General features: G+C 67.1%; 16 protein-coding genes. 7 read left to right on the top strand and 9 right to left on the bottom strand.

Annotation, left to right across the window (positions count from 1 at the left end; genetic code table 11):
• Window positions 1–312: 312 nt before the first annotated feature.
• The 3 genes from VGN82_RS21635 to VGN82_RS21625 all read right to left on the bottom strand — a co-directional run bounded on the left by VGN82_RS21635 (window position 313) and on the right by VGN82_RS21625 (window position 3,238).
• A complete protein-coding gene (locus VGN82_RS21635) occupies window positions 313–1,116 on the bottom strand; it encodes an LssY C-terminal domain-containing protein (protein ID WP_327529200.1) in 804 nt (267 codons plus the stop codon).
• Between the two features lie 173 nt (window positions 1,117–1,289).
• Entirely contained in the window at window positions 1,290–2,135 is an 846-nt protein-coding gene (locus VGN82_RS21630) for an arylamine N-acetyltransferase family protein (RefSeq protein WP_327529107.1), read from the bottom strand.
• 212 nt (window positions 2,136–2,347) lie between these two features.
• Entirely contained in the window at window positions 2,348–3,238 is an 891-nt protein-coding gene (locus VGN82_RS21625; protein ID WP_327529106.1) for a LysR family transcriptional regulator, read from the bottom strand.
• A 128-nt stretch (window positions 3,239–3,366) separates the two neighbouring features.
• Here VGN82_RS21625 and VGN82_RS21620 point away from each other — a divergent pair, with 128 nt between their 5' ends.
• The 6 genes from VGN82_RS21620 to VGN82_RS21595 all read left to right on the top strand — a co-directional run bounded on the left by VGN82_RS21620 (window position 3,367) and on the right by VGN82_RS21595 (window position 9,239).
• Entirely contained in the window at window positions 3,367–4,368 is a 1,002-nt protein-coding gene (locus tag VGN82_RS21620) for a hydroxyacid dehydrogenase (protein ID WP_327529105.1), read from the top strand.
• 79 nt (window positions 4,369–4,447) lie between these two features.
• Window positions 4,448–5,416, top strand: a complete 969-nt coding sequence (locus VGN82_RS21615) for a Bug family tripartite tricarboxylate transporter substrate binding protein (RefSeq protein WP_327529104.1) — start codon at window positions 4,448–4,450, stop codon at window positions 5,414–5,416.
• A gap of 162 nt (window positions 5,417–5,578) precedes the next feature.
• Window positions 5,579–6,034: a tripartite tricarboxylate transporter TctB family protein gene (locus tag VGN82_RS21610; protein WP_327529103.1), complete on the top strand. Its 456-nt coding sequence runs from the start codon at window positions 5,579–5,581 to the stop codon at window positions 6,032–6,034.
• A gap of 3 nt (window positions 6,035–6,037) precedes the next feature.
• Window positions 6,038–7,552 carry a tripartite tricarboxylate transporter permease gene (locus VGN82_RS21605; protein ID WP_327529102.1) on the top strand — a complete coding sequence of 505 codons (1,515 nt, stop codon included), beginning with the start codon at window positions 6,038–6,040 and terminating at the stop codon, window positions 7,550–7,552.
• 72 nt (window positions 7,553–7,624) lie between these two features.
• Window positions 7,625–8,299: an RraA family protein gene (locus tag VGN82_RS21600; protein ID WP_327529101.1), complete on the top strand. Its 675-nt coding sequence runs from the start codon at window positions 7,625–7,627 to the stop codon at window positions 8,297–8,299.
• A 127-nt stretch (window positions 8,300–8,426) separates the two neighbouring features.
• Window positions 8,427–9,239: a DUF72 domain-containing protein gene (locus VGN82_RS21595; protein WP_327529100.1), complete on the top strand. Its 813-nt coding sequence runs from the start codon at window positions 8,427–8,429 to the stop codon at window positions 9,237–9,239.
• Window positions 9,240–9,264: 25 nt separating this feature from the next.
• On the opposite strand, the gene VGN82_RS21590 is transcribed toward VGN82_RS21595, so the two are convergent.
• The 6 genes from VGN82_RS21590 to htpX form a co-directional block, all read right to left on the bottom strand.
• Complete coding sequence (locus VGN82_RS21590) at window positions 9,265–9,732, bottom strand: YbaK/EbsC family protein (RefSeq protein ID WP_327529099.1); 468 nt, start codon at window positions 9,730–9,732, stop codon at window positions 9,265–9,267.
• A 4-nt stretch (window positions 9,733–9,736) separates the two neighbouring features.
• A complete protein-coding gene (locus VGN82_RS21585) occupies window positions 9,737–10,003 on the bottom strand; it encodes a hypothetical protein (RefSeq protein WP_327529098.1) in 267 nt (88 codons plus the stop codon).
• 29 nt (window positions 10,004–10,032) lie between these two features.
• A complete protein-coding gene (gene purH / locus VGN82_RS21580) occupies window positions 10,033–11,625 on the bottom strand; it encodes a bifunctional phosphoribosylaminoimidazolecarboxamide formyltransferase/IMP cyclohydrolase (protein WP_327529097.1) in 1,593 nt (530 codons plus the stop codon).
• A 103-nt stretch (window positions 11,626–11,728) separates the two neighbouring features.
• The gene (locus VGN82_RS21575) at window positions 11,729–13,444 is read right to left on the bottom strand and encodes a heparinase II/III family protein (RefSeq protein ID WP_327529096.1); all 1,716 of its coding nucleotides are present in this window, start codon (window positions 13,442–13,444) and stop codon (window positions 11,729–11,731) included.
• A 90-nt stretch (window positions 13,445–13,534) separates the two neighbouring features.
• Complete coding sequence (locus VGN82_RS21570) at window positions 13,535–14,908, bottom strand: RsmB/NOP family class I SAM-dependent RNA methyltransferase (RefSeq protein ID WP_327529095.1); 1,374 nt, start codon at window positions 14,906–14,908, stop codon at window positions 13,535–13,537.
• Window positions 14,909–14,912: 4 nt separating this feature from the next.
• Window positions 14,913–15,842: a zinc metalloprotease HtpX gene (htpX, locus tag VGN82_RS21565; RefSeq protein WP_327529199.1), complete on the bottom strand. Its 930-nt coding sequence runs from the start codon at window positions 15,840–15,842 to the stop codon at window positions 14,913–14,915.
• A 116-nt stretch (window positions 15,843–15,958) separates the two neighbouring features.
• On the opposite strand from htpX, the gene VGN82_RS21560 reads away from it, so the two are divergent.
• Entirely contained in the window at window positions 15,959–16,189 is a 231-nt protein-coding gene (locus tag VGN82_RS21560) for a DUF1674 domain-containing protein (RefSeq protein WP_327529094.1), read from the top strand.
• The last annotated feature ends 59 nt before the right edge of the window (window positions 16,190–16,248 follow it).

Genomic DNA, 16,248 nt, shown 5'->3' with positions numbered 1-16,248 from the left:
ACTCTGAATAGAGTAATACGTTATGCGATTGGTCGTTTGCGGGTTGATTGGTGCGCTATAATGGCGCAATGCGCTGCTGGCAGTGCCACGGTACAGCCGCCTGAGAACGAACCACCGCTCCTTGGCGGCGGCGGTCTCGCGCACCCGGCCTCTGGCTCAATGAGGCTGTCGGAAGGCTGTCGTCCTGCCGCGGCCTCCCGATGTCCGCGCGTAGTGCAGCGCAGCCTAAGCGATCAGGTTGGGCCACGGCCTCAGGTGGATCGGAGCCGGATTCCTCGATCCGGCAGCCGTATGCACAACTGAGGGCCGCGATCAGTCTGCGAAGGCACCGCTGACGCCGTGCCAGACCTGATCCTTCAGGGCTATCAGCGGAGGCGCTGGCATGCTCACGGGCGGCTCGGCACGTCGGATGCCACCAACCACCAATGTGGCGATATGGATCTCGCCATCGGTGTAGTAGGGATCCCCTTCGCCATTCCGGCCGAACAGGGTTGGGCCCACTCCGGAAATCTGGAAGAAGGTCTGGACCATGCCGGCCTTGCCCAGGTCCGCCATCAGCAAGTCACGCTCTGCGTCGATGTCGGGCGCGATGTGGTGCGTCACCTGGCCGGTATCCCGGCTGAGGCCGACGCCCCGATCAAACGTGATCGAACCGAGCCAGACCGGCCGCGCATCGCTTCCCTTCTCGAGGACCATCCAGAATCGGACGTGGTGTCGGCGGTCCGCGCTGGTGCCCGCTGGCTTCTCGAAGGCGAGCTGTTCTTTCTTGCCCTCGTAGTAGAGGGGGCTGACCGGGGCATCATGATAGGGCCGGTCGAACACCACGCTGCCGACGATCTCGATGCTCGTCCGCAATGTAATCGGGTCGGCAGGATACCAGCCCGCCGCATGCATCGCGCGCAGGGCATCATCCTTGCTGCCGACCAAGCCGACGTTGAGCGCGTCGCCCGGGATGCCGCTCGAGGTGCGTGTCACCATCGGCAGGGTGGCGAGGCCGGGCTCACGTTCATGGTGACGCCACAGCAGGGGCAGTATGAGATAGGCAAGCAGCAGATAGCCTAGGAGCACGCCCGCCAAGGCGATCCACCACCGCCCCCTGATCGCGATCCGTCCCATGCCTGAAACCGGTTCGAGTGCAATCACAGCATCCTGCACGGCCGCATTGGCGGAACCCGCTGCCCGAGCAGGCTACTCCTCTGCAAAACGCGCCGTCTACTGGCCTTCGGTGCACGCCCTGCGCCTTTGGCACCCGCGCTGCGAGCCCTCTCGAACAACCTGGATCGGGCTCATCAAGCCGCTTTGTCGCGGCTGATCGCCTGGACCTTCTCCCAAACGCGTTCGGGGCGGGGAACGGACAGGTCGAAAACCGTTTCGAACGTATCCGCGAGATGGTCCGCGCTCGTAATCAGCTCTTCGCGAACATGGCCCGCCGCAACACGGCGCAGGCGGTCGTTCTGCAGGGCGACATAGCCATCGGCATGATGGCGCAGGACCGCCAGCGCGTTGGTGAACGGCGAGCCCGGATCCCGCATGAGCCACCCATGCGCGGCGCCCATCGCGACCTCGTCGCTGTGGTCGGCCCGGAAATCGAAACTGCGAGCGATTCCCTGGGCGTGATTGTTGAAGCGCAGCCAGCCTCCCTCCGCCGGAACGATCGAAAAGTCGAAGCCGCGCTGGTGGACCGGCCCAACGGCGAGCGGCACGGGTTCGACGATCGCATCGGCCACGCCGACCTCGGCGAGGTAGGGGCGGTCGAGATCGACACGCAGGGTCAGGTGGTTGCCGATGGCGACGTCGCCCAGCATTTCACGATTGACGCCGCCGCACAGCCGGGTCACCCGGAAGCCGAGCGCATCGAGCGCCGCGCCGAACAGGCCGTTCATCTCGTAGCACCAGCCGCCGCGCCGGCCTTCGACCATTTTCGCGAAGGCGGATGCCGGCGTGATCGAGGATGGCCACCCCATGAAGGCATCCAGCGCCTCCCAGGTGAAGGTCATGAGATGGGCGCGGTGAAGCTGCGCCAGACTGGAAAGGTCGAGGTAAGCGGGCCGGTCGATCCCGATCCTTGCGAGATAGGCTTTCAATTGGTCGGCTGTGAGCGTCATTCCGGAGGCATTCGGAGGCACGCGATTCATATTTCGGTTTCCGTTCGCTGGACCGCTGTCGAGGTTCTCGATGTAGTGCTTCGAGACGGCGCACCGGTTCATTCAGCCGTGCAAATTTTCGGTCAGACGACAGCGAAGTAGCGTGCGGTAGCACCGCACTGGAGGCCGAGTGGTGGGCCGCTTGATAGACATCCGCAGCTGCGGCGCCAACGCGTCGTGATCTCTAGGACGCGCTGCGCTCGTCAGAGCGGACCGAACTCGCGCACGATCAGGTTGTAGAGCGCCTGGGCGGCCGGGGTCAGCGTTTCGCCGCGCCGCCGGATGAGCGAGACCGGCCGATCGACGATCGGGTCGACCAGCGGGATCTGGGCTAGGTCGGGGCGGAGGTTCTCGACGAGCGAAGCCACCAGGATGGCGATGCCCAGCCCTTCGGAAGCGAGCCCGATCGCGCTGGAGAAATACTCGACCACGAACTTGGTCTTGACCTCGATGCCGGAGCGCGACAGCTGCGCCTCCATCAGAAGCCGGTTGCCGCTGCTTCCGCCGAGCGTGATCAGGTCGTGGCCGCCGAGATCGGCCCAGGCAATGGTCTCGCGCCCCGCCAGCGGGTGGTCGTTCCGGCAATAGACGACGAAGGGGTCGCGGACGAGGACCTCGTTGTGCAGATCCTGCTGGTTCGGAGGCTGGACATGCAGGCCGAACTCGGCCTGGCGCCGCCGAACCGCCTCGATCACGAGGGTGCTGGTCCGGTCGAGGATCTCGACGCGGTTGTTGGGGTGCCGCGTTGCATAACTCCGCAGGATGCGCGGCAGGCGCCCATACATCAGCGACGGGACAGAAGCGATCGTGATGTCACCGGTCGAGAACCGTGACATCGTCTTCAGCCGCTCGAACGAGCGGTCGACGGCATCCACCATCCGCCGAGCCTCCGGCAGGAACTCGCGACCGATGCTCGTCAGCGCGACGGTGCGCGTCGTCCGGTCGATCAGCTTCAGCCCGACATGAGCCTCGAGCCGCTGGATGCGCCGCGTCAGGCCGGTCTGCGTGACGTGCAGCTTTTCAGCCGCCTTGTTGAAGCTCCCGAGCTCCGCGATCTGGATGAACGCCTCGATGCCGTCGATCGGATGTTTCATGACAAAAGATCATTGATATATGCCATTATTTCAGCATACGGGTGACGAGCGACTGGTCAATAGTGTTCCCGAAAGGCGCCGGACCCGCTGCGAAGCGGGATGCGAAGCAGCCGCAAGGAAACGCACCGATGACCAATTCCAAGGCCGCCACTCGTGGCAGGCGCGTGCTCGTTACGCATGACCGGCTGGCTGAGACCGCCATCCATCTCCTCAACGCCCATGACGTCGATGTCTTCTTCTCGCCGGCCTATGCGCCGAGCGAGCAGGTGGCGCAGCGCGCCGCCGAACTGCAGGTCGATGCACTGATCGTCCGACAGGGGAGGGTGGACGAGGCGATCATCGCGGCCTCGCCCCGCCTGCGCGTCATCGCCAAGCACGGCGTCGGCGTCGACAATATCGACCTGCGCGCCGCCGCCGCGCGAGACATCCCAGTGATCCGCGCCATGGGTTCGAATTCGCGCGCCGTCGCCGAGCACACCATCGCGCTGGCGCTGACGCTGCTGAAGGAAATCCCGCGCCTCGACGGCGCCGTGAAGGCCGGCGGATGGCCGAAGCCGAGCTTCATCGGGCGTGACATCGCCGGCACGGTGATCGGCCTGATCGGCTTCGGCTCCATCGGCCAGCATGTCGCCCGGATGGCGCAGGGGCTCGGCATGCCGGTCGTCCTGCATGACCCCCATGCCCGCGAGGCGATCGCCCGGTTCGGCGCGGAGTGCGAACGCGAACTCGACGACCTAATCGCCGAGGCCGACATCGTCAGCCTGCATTGCCCGCTGACCAACGCCACGCGCGACCTCTTGGATGCGCGCCGCTTCGGCCTGATGAAGCCGACCTCATTCGTCGTCAACACGGCGCGCGGAGCCCTCATCAACGAGGCGGCCCTGTGCGCCGCCTTGCAGGACGGCCGGATCGCCGGGGCCGCGCTCGACAGCTTCGCGGTCGAGCCGCCGGCCAAGGACAGTCCGCTCTGGACCCTGCCCAACCTGATCGGGACACCGCATATCGCCGGTGTGACCGCGGGATCGGCCAAGTCGATGGCGGAGATCGCCGCCCGACATGTCATCGCGGTGCTCGACGGCGAGAAGCCGGATGCGGGCAGCCTTGCAAAGCTGGCGGAACTCGCCGCCTAGAGCGCTGAACCAAAACGCTCGGCAGAAATCTGAAGATCCGGACGATACCGGACGACAACAAGCAAACGGGAGGAATACCATGAGGTTTGTCTACAAGGCGCTGGCGGCATTGGCCCTGACTGGGTTGGCAACTATGGCGTCGGCCCAGCAATATCCGGAGAAGCCGATCCGCCTCGTCGTGCCGTTCCCGCCGGGCGGTGGAACCGACGTCGTTGCGCGCGTCGTGGCTCAGAAGCTCGGCGAGGCCACCGGCTGGACCCTGGTGGCCGACAACAAGCCGGGCAGCGGCGGCAGCGTTGGCCTGAGTCTCGCCGGCAAGGCAGCCCCGGACGGCTACACCATCGTCCTCGCCCAGAACGCCAACCTTGTGATCAACCCGATCCTCGGCAAGGCCAATTACGACCCGATCAAGGATTTCGCGCCGATCGGCCTTGTCGCTTCGGCTCCGCAGGTGCTCGTCGTCGCCAAGGATTCGCCGATCAAGACGGTCGAAGACCTGCTCGCCGCCGCTAGGGCCAAGGACGGCAAGCTAACCTTCGCCTCGCCGGGCGTCGGGACGAGCTCGCATCTGGCCGGCGAACTCATCCAGCAGATCGCGGGCGTCAAGTTCCGGCACGTCCCCTACAAGGGCGCGGCCCAAGCTCTGCCGGACCTGCTCGGCGGACGCGTCGAGATCTACATCTCCTCGGTCCCCTCCGCGATGGTGCAGATCAAGGAAGGCGTGCTGCGCCCGATCGCGGTCTTCGCGACCAAGCGCGATGCCGACCTGCCGGATGTCCCGACCTTCGAGGAGAAGGGTCTCAAGAACTCCGAAGCCGTGACCTGGTGGGGTCTGGCAGCGCCGGCAGGCGTGCCCGCGCCGATCGTCGCGCGCATCAATACCGAGCTCAACAAGGTGCTGAAGCAGCCCGATACCCAGGCCAAGCTGCGCTCGGCCGGCGCCGAGGCGCTCGGCGGCAGCAGCGAGGAGTTCGGCGCGCTGATCAAGTCCGACGTGCCGAAATGGACGCAGGTCATCAAGACGGCCGATGTGAAGGTCGCCGACTGAGCCAGCGACGGATGCCGGGATGCCGAGGCAGCATGGCTCCGGCATCCCGAGGCTCCTCGGCCTGTCGCCGCCGGTGCCCTCACGGAGCAACCCATCCATCCTGAGACGTCGTTCCCGGGCGCAGCCATACTGCGTCGAGCGACATCGTTTTGGACATCCACCATGAGAACCAGCATCTTCAAGAACCAGGACGCCCTTGCCGGCCTGCTGTTCATGGGGCTGGGCGCGCTCGGCTTTGTCTTCGCGCTCGGCTACAAGTTCGGCACCACGATCGACATGGGACCGGGCTATTTCCCGCGCATCCTCAGTCTCGTCCTGATCGGCTTCGGCATCATCACCTTCGTCAGGGGGCTGCGCGATTGCATGCCCGTCGAGGGCGGATGGGCCTGGCTGCCGCTCGTCCTGCTGAGCGCCTCGCTCGTGCTCTTCGGCTTCCTGATCGAGCGGCTGGGTCTCGTGCCGGCGCTCGCCGCCCTGTTCTTCGTCTCGGCCCGCGCTGGCCACGAATTCAAGGCGCTCGAGGTGCTCGCCCTGACCGCGGTGATGTCGGTCTTCGCCGCCGCCGTCTTCGTCTGGGGGCTGAAGCTGCCCTACAGCCTCTTCGCGTGGAACTTCTGAGCCATGGAGATCCTCGACCAATTCATGCTGGGTTTCGGCGTCGCGCTGTCGCTGCAGAACCTCGCCTACTGCTTCCTCGGCGTGCTGCTCGGCACGCTGATCGGCGTGCTGCCGGGCGTTGGCCCGCTGGTGACGATCTCGATGCTGCTGCCGGTGACCTTCGGGCTTCCGCCGGTCTCCGCCGTCATCATGCTTTCCGGCATCTATTACGGCGCGCAATACGGCGGCTCGACCACCGCGATCCTCGTCAACCTGCCCGGCGAGACCTCCTCCGCCGTGACTTGCCTGGACGGCTACCAGATGGCGCGCCGCGGCCGGGCCGGCGCCGCGCTCGCAATCGCCGCGCTCTCCTCCTTCGTTGCCGGCTGCATCGGCACGCTGCTGATCGTCGCGCTCGGCGTCCCGCTCGCCGGCTGGGCGCTGCGCTTCGGCGCCGAGGACTACTTCGCCCTGATGGTGCTCGGCCTCGTCGCCGCTTCGGTGCTGAGCCATGGCGACATGATCAAGGCGCTCGCCATGGTCGTGGTCGGCCTATTGATCGGGCTTGTCGGTACCGACGTGAACTCGGGCGTGGAGCGCTACACCTTCGGCCTGCCAGAACTGGCCGACGGTATCGGCTTCACCGTGCTCGCCGTCGGCATCTTCGCGATCTCCGAGGTCGTCACCAATCTCGAGCAGAAGGAGGCGCGTGAGGTCTTCACCAGGAATGTCGGCGGCCTGATGCCAAGCTGGAGCGATCTCAAGGCCTCGTTCCTGCCGACGCTGCGTGGCACCGCGATCGGCTCCTTCTTCGGCATCCTGCCCGGCACTGGCCCGTCGATCTCCTCCTTCTCCTCCTACATGCTCGAGAAGAAGCTGGCGAAGGACCCGTCCCGCTTTGGCCAGGGCGCGATCGAGGGCGTCGCCGCGCCCGAGGCCGCCAACAACGCCGCGGCGCAGACCGCCTTCATCCCGACCCTGACGCTGGGCATTCCCGGCAGCGCGACCATGGCGCTGATCCTCGGCGCGCTGATCATGAACGGCGTCCAGCCCGGCCCTTCGGTGATGACCCGCAACCCCGAATTGTTCTGGGGCGTCATCGCCAGCATGTTCATCGGCAACGCCTTGCTCGTCGCGCTGAATCTGCCGCTCGTCGGCCTCTGGGTGCGGCTGCTCAGCATCCCCTATCGCTGGCTGTTCCCGGCGATCGTGATGTTCTGCGCCCTCGGCAACTACAGCCTCAACAACAGCGCGATCGACGTCTATCTCTGCGCGGCAATCGGCGTGCTCGGCTATGTGCTGGCCAAGCTGAAATGCCCGCCTGCGCCGCTGGTGCTGGGCTATGTGCTGGGCCCGATGATGGAGGAGAACATTCGCCGGGCGCTGCTCCTGTCGGAGGGCGATCTCTCGATCTTCGTGAAGAGCCCGATCAGCCTGGCTTTCCTGACCATCGCGCTGCTGCTCCTCGTCAGCATGGCCCTGCCGGCCATCCGCCGCGGCAAGGCCCGCGTCGACCAGGAGGAGGCCAGCGCGACCTGAACGGCCGTGCCGCCGGCTCACAATCTCCCGAATATCGAACAGCCCAGATCTTCGAACAGCCAAGGACATCCCATGATCGGATTTCGCATCCTCAAGCGCCGCCGCCAGGTCGAGGCCAGCCTTGTCGAACGCTTCCGCACGCTCCCGGTCGCCAATATCAGCGATTCGATGTCGCGCATGACGGCCGGTGGCGCTTCGCTCCGGCCGCTGCATCGCGGCGGCGTCATGGCCGGGCCCGCGCTCACCGTGAAGACACGCCCGGGCGACAATCTGATGCTCCACAAGGCGCTCGACCTCGCAGCCCCCGGTGACGTGGTCGTGGTCGATGGCGGCGGCGATCTCACCAACTCGCTGATCGGCGAGCTCATGATCTCCCATGCCCGCAAGCGCGGCATCGCCGGCATCGTGCTCCACGGCGCGGTGCGCGACTCCGCCTGGATCCGCGAGAACGATCTGCCGATTTATGCGGCCGGCATCAGCCATCGCGGGCCCTACAAGGACGGGCCGGGCGAGATCAATGTGCCCATCGCGATCGACGGCATGGTGGTCGAGCCGGGCGATCTCGTCATCGGTGACGATGACGGCGTCCTCTGCGTTCCCTACGAGCAGGCCGAGGCGATCTATAAGGCCGCCCAGGCGAAGCACGCGGCGGAAGAGAAGAAGATGCTGGCCATTGAACAGGGCAAGGACGACCGGAGCTGGGTCGACGCCGCGCTCGCGCGCCTGGGCTGCGCCATCGAGGCCTGATGGAACGCTCCTGACACGCTTTGTCGCTGGCGAGTTCAGCCGGCCTGCGCGGACTGCTAAGGTCAGCAGCATGCGGCGCAGAGTTTGGTGAATTCGCCATCGCCGCGCGGAATGCAGGAGAGCCCAGATGGCGGCAACACGAGGCACGGTCAGGGTCGGCATCGGCGGCTGGGTCTTCGAGCCCTGGCGCGGGACCTTCTACCCGAACGGTCTGTCGCAGAAGCGCGAGCTCGAATATGCCGCCGAACGCATGGGTTCGATCGAGATCAACGGCACCTATTACGGTTCCCAGAAGCCCGAGAGCTTCGCCAAGTGGCGAGCCGAGACGCCCGACGATTTCGTCTTCTCGCTGAAGGGCTCGCGCTACATCACCAATCGCCGCGTCTTGGCCGAGGCCGCGCCCTCGATCGAGAAGTTCATCACCGGCGGCCTGACGGAGCTCAAAGACAAGCTAGGGCCGATCAACTGGCAGTTCATGGCCACCAAGAAATTCGATCCCGCCGATTTCGAGGCCTTCCTGAAGCTGCTGCCGAAATCGCAGGACGGGATCACGCTGCGCCACGCCGTCGAGGTCCGCCATGACAGCTTTCGCACGCCGGAATTCATTGCCCTGCTGCGGGAATATGGCGTCGCCGTGATCACCGCCGTCGATTCCGAATACACGCAGATCGCCGACGTGACGGCACCCTTCGTCTACGCCCGGATCATGGGCACGCGCGAGGCCGAACCGAACGGCTATTCCGACGCCGATCTCGACCAATGGGTGGTGCGGGCGCGGAGCTGGGCGAAGGGCGAGGTGCCAGCCGGGCTCGAGACGGCCGGACCTGCCGCCAAGGACAGCGTTCCGCGCGACGTCTTTCTCTATGTTATCAGCGGCGACAAGGTCCGCAATCCGCACGCGGCCATGGCTTTGACGCAGCGGCTTGCGGACGAGCCCTGACCGCGCGCGTCAGGGCGGGTCCTGATCAGACAGGATCCTGGCAGACATCGACCCATTCGGCGGATGTCAGCGCAGCCATGCGGTCGGGCGCTATGCGCACTGCGCTCTGCGTCGAGCCGGCGGCCGGAACGACCTCGTCAAAGGCTTTGAGCGAGATGTCGCAGTAGACCTGCAAGGGCGTGGCGAGCCCGAAGGGGCAGACACCGCCGACAGGATGGCCGGTCAGGGCGACGACCTCCTCGGCATCGAGCATGCGTGGCTTGCCGCCGAGCACGGTCTTGACCTTGCGATTGTCGAGCCTGGCATCGCCACGCGCAACCACGAGCACGACGCGCTCCCCGATCCGCAGCGACAGCGTCTTGGCGATGCGTGCCGGTTCGACGCCGTGGGCGGCGGCGGCGAGGACCACTGTCGCGCTGCTCTCGGGCGTTTCGATGATCGCGATCTCAGGGGCGCGCTCTGCGAAGAAGGCGCGAACGGATTCGAGGCTCATCGTCCTACCGGAACTTGATGAAGAGCAGGATCGCGAAGGCCGCCGGCAGGCCGAAGACGAGCGAGAAGAATGGCATCTCCTGCAGCACCGTATAGCCCGCCCGGCTGACGCCGACCCAGAGATTGACGAGCGAGGCGACCAGCCAGAGCGGCAGGAAGAGCTTGACGGAAAAGCCCGTCGGGTCGCCTCCGCCGAGCTTCAGCCGCCGCGCCAGGAAATGCAGCGCTCCGAGCAAGGCGAAGCCGGCTGCAATGATCTTCACCGTATGCATGCCGTCTCCGTTCTCCGTCCGAAGATCCTTTAGTGCCGGAAATGGCGATGGCCGGTGAAGACCATGGCGAGGCCGGCTTCGTCGGCGGCCTTGATGACCTCGTCATCGCGCATCGATCCGCCGGGCTGGATCACGGCCGTGGCACCGGCCTCGGCGGCTGCGAGCAGCCCGTCGGCGAAGGGGAAGAAGGCATCGGAGGCCACGACCGAACCCTTCGCGAGGGTCTCCGGCAGGCCGGCTGCCTTGGCCGCTTCGCCGGCCTTCCAGGCGGCGATGCGCGAGGAATCGACGCGGCTCATCTGGCCGGCGCCGATGCCGACGGTGGCGCCGTCCTTGACGTAGACGATGGCGTTCGACTTGACATGCTTGGCGACGCGGAAGGCGAAACGCAGATCGGCGAGTTCCTGCTCGCTCGGCTGGCGCTTGGTCACGACCTTGAGCTCCATGTCGTCGACGACGGCATTGTCGCGGGCCTGGGCGAGGAAGCCGCCGGAGACCGTGCGCAGCGACAGCCCGGGCGCGCGCACATCCGGCAGGCCGCCGGTGAGGAGCAGGCGCAGGTTCTTCTTGGCGGCGATCAGGGCGATCGCTTCCTCGTCTGCGTCCGGCGCGATGATCACCTCGGTGAAGATCTCGACGATCTTCTTCGCGGCCTCGCCATCCAGCTTGCGGTTGAGTGCGACGATCCCGCCGAAGGCCGAGACCGGATCGCAGGCCAAGGCGCGCTCATAGGCATCGAGCAGCGAGGTTCCGCTGGCGACGCCGCAGGGGTTGGCGTGCTTGACGATCACGCAGGCGGCCGATGCGGCCGGATCGAACTCGGCGACGCATTCGAAGGCGGCGTCGGTGTCGTTGATGTTGTTGTAGGAGAGCTGCTTGCCCTGGACCTGACGCGCGGTCGAGACGCCGGGACGGCTGCCGGGCGTGCGGTAGAAGGCGGCCCATTGATGCGGGTTTTCGCCATAGCGCATCGTCTCGGCAAGGCTGCCGCCGAGCGCGCGATAGGACGGCGCGGTGTCGCCGAGCTCGTTGGCGAACCAGTTCGAGATCGCCGCGTCATAGGCCGCGGTGCGGGCATAGGCCTTCTGGGCGAGCTTTCGGCGCAGCGTCAGCGTGGTCGCGCCCTTCTGTGCCGTCAGATCGCTGAGCACGGCCGCATAATCGTCGGCATCGACCACCACCGCGACGTCCTGATGGTTCTTCGCGGCGGCGCGGATCATCGCCGGTCCGCCGATGTCGATGTTCTCGATGCAGTCGTCATAGGGCTTGCCGGCGGCGACCGTGGCCTCGAACGGGTAGAGGTTCACCACGAGCAGGTCGATCGGGGCGATGCCGTGGCCGAGCATCGAGGCCTGATGCTCGGGATGCGAGCGGATGGCGAGCAGCCCGCCATGGACCTTCGGATGCAGCGTCTTGACGCGCCCGTCCATCATCTCCGGGAAGCCGGTGAGATCGGAAACGTCGGTCACCGGCAGGCCGGCCTCGGCGATCGCCTTGGCTGTGCCGCCCGTCGAGATAAGGGCGATGCCCAGCCGGTTCAGCGCGCGCGCGAAGTCAATCAGTCCGGTCTTGTCGGAAACGGAAAGGAGGGCGCGTTCGACGCGGCGAAGCTCTGTCGGCATCGGGATAATTCCAGGATCTGTGAGGCAGGCGGTTGGGGCGAGCTATCACGCTGCGCCACGCAAAGCAAAGTTCCAGGATGCAGGCGTCTCATGCGCCGACGGATCATGCGCCCTGTGGCGGCTCCGGCGGAATCCCTGGCTCGGGCGGCGGCCTAAAGCGCCCTGTTGCGGGAGCGGCCGCGCCGACGCGGTTGAAGCGCCAGGTGATGCGTGGGGTGGCGGCGGCGTCGAAAGCGACGCTGAGCTGCTCGCTGCGCCGCCGACCATCGGCTGCGGCGAGGAAAATGCTTTCCTCGATCGAGACCGTCAGGCCCGAAGCCTCGAAGGCCCAGACCTCGCCATTGGGCATGGCCAGCATGACGCCTTGCCCTTCCCGGATCAGGCTCGGCTTCACGGACGGATGCAGATGGAAGCGGGCGATGGCCGGCAGATCGGCGGGCTTGTCCGTCAGCGTGATCTCGTCTTCTCCCGACAGCGTGGCTCCGTCGCGCGCGAGCAGCAGTCGGCGCGTATGCACGGCGCCGAGGCCACGGCGGTAGCCGTCATGGCTGCCGACCCATTCCTGCCCGGTCTCCCCATCCTGCCGGGCGACACGGACATCAGCCGGGCCCGCGACGATCCGAATCTCGCCGAGCACGAGGCCGAAGGTGGCGCTCGAGCGGTCGTCGAGCGTCACCGTCGAATGCGCCGCCGTGCTGCGGGCCGCGAGCCGCAATTCGTCCGAGCCGTAGCGGCTGGTGCCGCAATTGACGACGATCCTCTGGGCGCCGCTGGAGAACTCGAAGGAGAGGCAGCCCGCATGCGCCTCGACCGACTGGGCGCCGTGCGGGGGCGGTCCGGCTTCGATCACGGCGACGCTGCGCTCGCCTGACAGCCGGCTGTAGCCCGAATAGATGGCCTGCTCGATCGGCCGCGCGCGCGCATCGTCATAGGCGGCCAGCGTCGCCATCAGGTCGGGCGGGGTCGTGCCCATGCCGTTGAAGAGGGCGAGCGCGCCGTCGCCATGCCGGAACAGCCGCAGATGCGGCATCATCCGCTCGATCGCCATCAGCACGCCGCGCGGCGGCTCGATGCCGCGCGCCATGAAGGTCTCGCGCAGCGGCAGCAGGTCGAGCAGGAACTCGATCAGCAGACGCGGATTGCGGCTGAGATGGCCGCCATCGGGCAGGATCTGATGGTCGAGTTCGTCGGAAAGCAGGAACTCCAGCCGCCGCCTTCGCCCATCCTGGCCATCGAGGCAGATCGCGGCGAAGGCGACCGCGATCAGGCAGTTAAGCCGCGCGGCTCCCTCGACTGCGCCGGCGAGAGCGAGGTTCAGCCGGTCGGCGAGCCGCGAGACATGGCGCACGAAGCGCTCGTAGAAGACATGGTCGGCGCCTTCCAGCAGCAGCGGCGAGTTCGACAGGAAGGAGATCAGCCGCCGGGCCGCGACCGCCGGCCGGCGGGCGATCTCCGTGCGGTCGCGCTTTCTCGTGATGAAGTCATCGACCAGGGCGCGGGCATTGGCGCGGGCGATCGCCGTATCGGCGGCGTGCATGTGGCGCAGCCAGCCGAAGCCGTACAGCGCCTCGGCCCAGGCTTCGCTCGGCGGCTCGCAGTCGAAAGGGGATTCGCCATGGGTGCGCAGCGTCCGCCCGGCGAAGGCGTAGTAGCCGGCATAGATATCGCCGGCGGTCGTCGGGTCGGAGGTGCGCAGATCGTGCGGGGCGAACAGCAGGCGCGTCGCCGTGGCGCGGCCGAACGGCCAGAGCTTGCGCGCGACTCCGACGATCTGGCCACGGGTCCGCCGGGCCGCCCGTCCGATCGCGGCCCGCGCCAACCCCCTGCGCTCAGACCACCCGTTCAATGCCCCGATACGCCCCGTACCCATTACGCCTGGTGCCGTCCGCCGATGCGAATCCCCACATCGTCATAGCCTGATCAGGCGGCTTGCGTAAAATCCGCTCCATCCCGAGAGGCGGGGCGTCTCGTTGCGGAGCTGATGGGGCAGGGTGCGCAGGTCGCCTTTGTCGTCGATCGCTTCGGCAAGGCCCCCAATCTCGGCCGGCTCGATCGGCTTTCGGGCGAAGTCGGGATGGCCTGCCAGAAAGGCCTCGATTTGCGCCTCGCCCTCCTGAGGTTCGAGCGAGCAGGTGCAATAGACCAGCCTGCCGCCGGGTCGCGTCAGCCGTGCCGCCGCCTCGAGCAGGCGCGCCTGGAGAGCGACCAGCTTGTCGCGATCCTCTGCACTCTTGGTCCAGGCCACGTCGGGGTGGCGCCGGATCGTGCCGGTGGCGCTGCAGGGGGCGTCGAGCAGCACGGCGTCGAAGGGCTCGGCCTCCCAGAGGCTTGCATCCTTCGTGATGATCTCGGCGGAGAGGCCGAGCCTCTCGAGATTGGCCCTGAGGCGGCGCAGGCGCGGACCCGAGCGATCGACAGCCGTGACCTCAGCGCCGAGCGCGGCAAGCTGGGCCGTCTTGCCGCCCGGCGCGGCGCAAAGATCGGCGATGCGCTCGCCGAGCTTCGGTGCGAGCAGGCGCACGGGCAGCGCTGCCGCGGCGTCCTGGACCCACCAGGCGCCATCGTCGAAGCCGGGCAGGCCGGTGATGGCCTGCCGCTCGCGCAGGCGAACCGAGCCGGTCGGCAGCAGGACGCCGTCCAGCTTCGCCGCCCAGCCCGCGGCATCGTCCTTCACGGAAATGTCGAGTGGCGGCTCGTCGCGATGGCTTTCAGCGATGGCGGCGGCCGTCTCCTCGCCATAGCTCTCCATCCAGCTCTCGGCGAGCCATTCGGGCGTGTCGAGAAAGGGGTCGACGGCTTCCGCCAGAATGGCCTCGCGCTCGCGGGCGAGGCGCCGCAGCAGCGCATTGCCGAGCGCGACATAGCGCGAGGAGCGGGCGTCTTCGTGCAGATGCCGAATGGCGAGGTCGACCGCGGCATGGTCGGGCACGTCGAGGAAGAGGATCTGCGCTGCGGCGGCGACCATGATCGGCTCGAAGGGGCCCGAGTTGCGCGGGCTGCCGCGCTCGAGCCTTGCATTGATCGCGTCCTGGATCGTGCCGAGGCGCCGGAAGGCGGTGATCGTGATGGCACGGGCGAGCGCATTGTCGGCTGCGTCGAGCCCGAAAGCCGGGGCCAGCCGATCATGCGTGTCGTCGAGCGCGAGCTTCGCTCGCAGCACCTCGTCGATGACGGCCGCCGCGAGCCTGCGCGCCGGCAGCCCCGGAGCCGAAGCGGCATCGCTCGCGTCGGAGTCGTCTGGTCGCGCTTGGCTGCGCGCGTCCGGCCTGCTTCCCTTCGCCACCGGATCAGCCCCACGGCCCAGGCTGATGGCCCGAGCCTGTACCGCCCCAGGGGCTTTGCGAGGCCTGGCTCATGAAGCCACCCGCATTGGGGCCGATGCCCATGGCCCGGGCCTGCTCCATCAGGGCCGCGATGCGATTGCCGGTGTCGGGGTGTGTCGAGAAGAGGGAATCCATGCCGCCGCCAGTCAGGGGATTGATGATGAACATGTGCGCCGTAGCAGGCTTCGCCTCCGCCGTCTCGTTCGGCGTATGTGCGACGCCGCCGGCGATCTTGGCGAGCGCATCGGCGAGCCAGACCGGGTTGCCGCAGATTTCGCCGCCGAGCTTGTCGGCCTCGTATTCGCGTGAGCGCGAGATCGCCATCTGGATGACCATCGCAGCCATTGGCGCGAGCACCGAGAGCAGGATCTGGACAATGAAGTTCGGCCGGTTGTCGCGCGAGCCGAACATCATGCCGAAGGTCACCAGCGAAGAGATCGCGCCCGCCATGGTGGCCGTGATCGTCATCGTCAGCGTGTCGTGGTTCTTGATGTGGGCAAGTTCGTGCGCCATCACGCCGGCAAGCTCCTCATAGCTCAGCGTGCGCAGGATGCCGGTGGTCGCCGCGACGGCCGCGTTTTGCGGGTTGCGGCCGGTGGCGAAGGCGTTGGGCTGGTCCTCGTCGATCAGGTAGACGCGCGGCATCGGCATGTTCGCGCGCGCCGCGAGGTCGCGCACCATGCCGTAGAGTTCAGGCGCGCTGCGCTCGTCGACCTCGTGGGCATTGTGGGCGGCGAGCGCCAGCCTGTCGGAGTTCCAGTAGCTGAAGAGATTGGTGACGGCGGCGAAGCCGAGCGCCATCAACATGCCGCCGCCGCCGCCGAGGAGGTAACCGACCGCGCCGAACAGCGCGGTGAGGCCGGCCATCAGCATGCCGGTGCGGACGTAGTTCATCATCTTCCCCCTTCGGTGAGCGCTGGCCCGGATCGCGGCGACATGCCTCTCCCCGAACCCTGATTTGCGCCTTATGTGGTGAAGGCGATGCCGATCCTGCAAGAGAGAGACAGTCGATGAGCCAGCAGTCCGAGGCGAAGAATGCGGCGCCGGAGCCTGTCGCGGCTCCTGTCCGCAAGCTCCCCCCTGCAGCAGAGCGGGCTTTGGCCGAAGCGGAGGCTCGGCGTGCGGCGCTCGATGCGAAGGCTGCCGGCCTTACCGGAGAGCGCGAGATCAACGGCCGGGGCGGGCTCGATCCGGTCCGCTACGACGACTGGGAGGTCAAGGGGATCGCCAGCGACTTCTAGAGGCAGTGCCGTCGATCATCGCGAACGCCCTGTCACCCCGCGCACGGGATGACAGGGGT

The organism is Allobosea sp. (genome assembly GCF_035999205.1).
Classification (GTDB): domain Bacteria; phylum Pseudomonadota; class Alphaproteobacteria; order Rhizobiales; family Beijerinckiaceae; genus Allobosea.
Note: the sequence above shows the minus strand (reverse complement) of the source record. Positions and strands in the feature narration are given on the sequence as shown.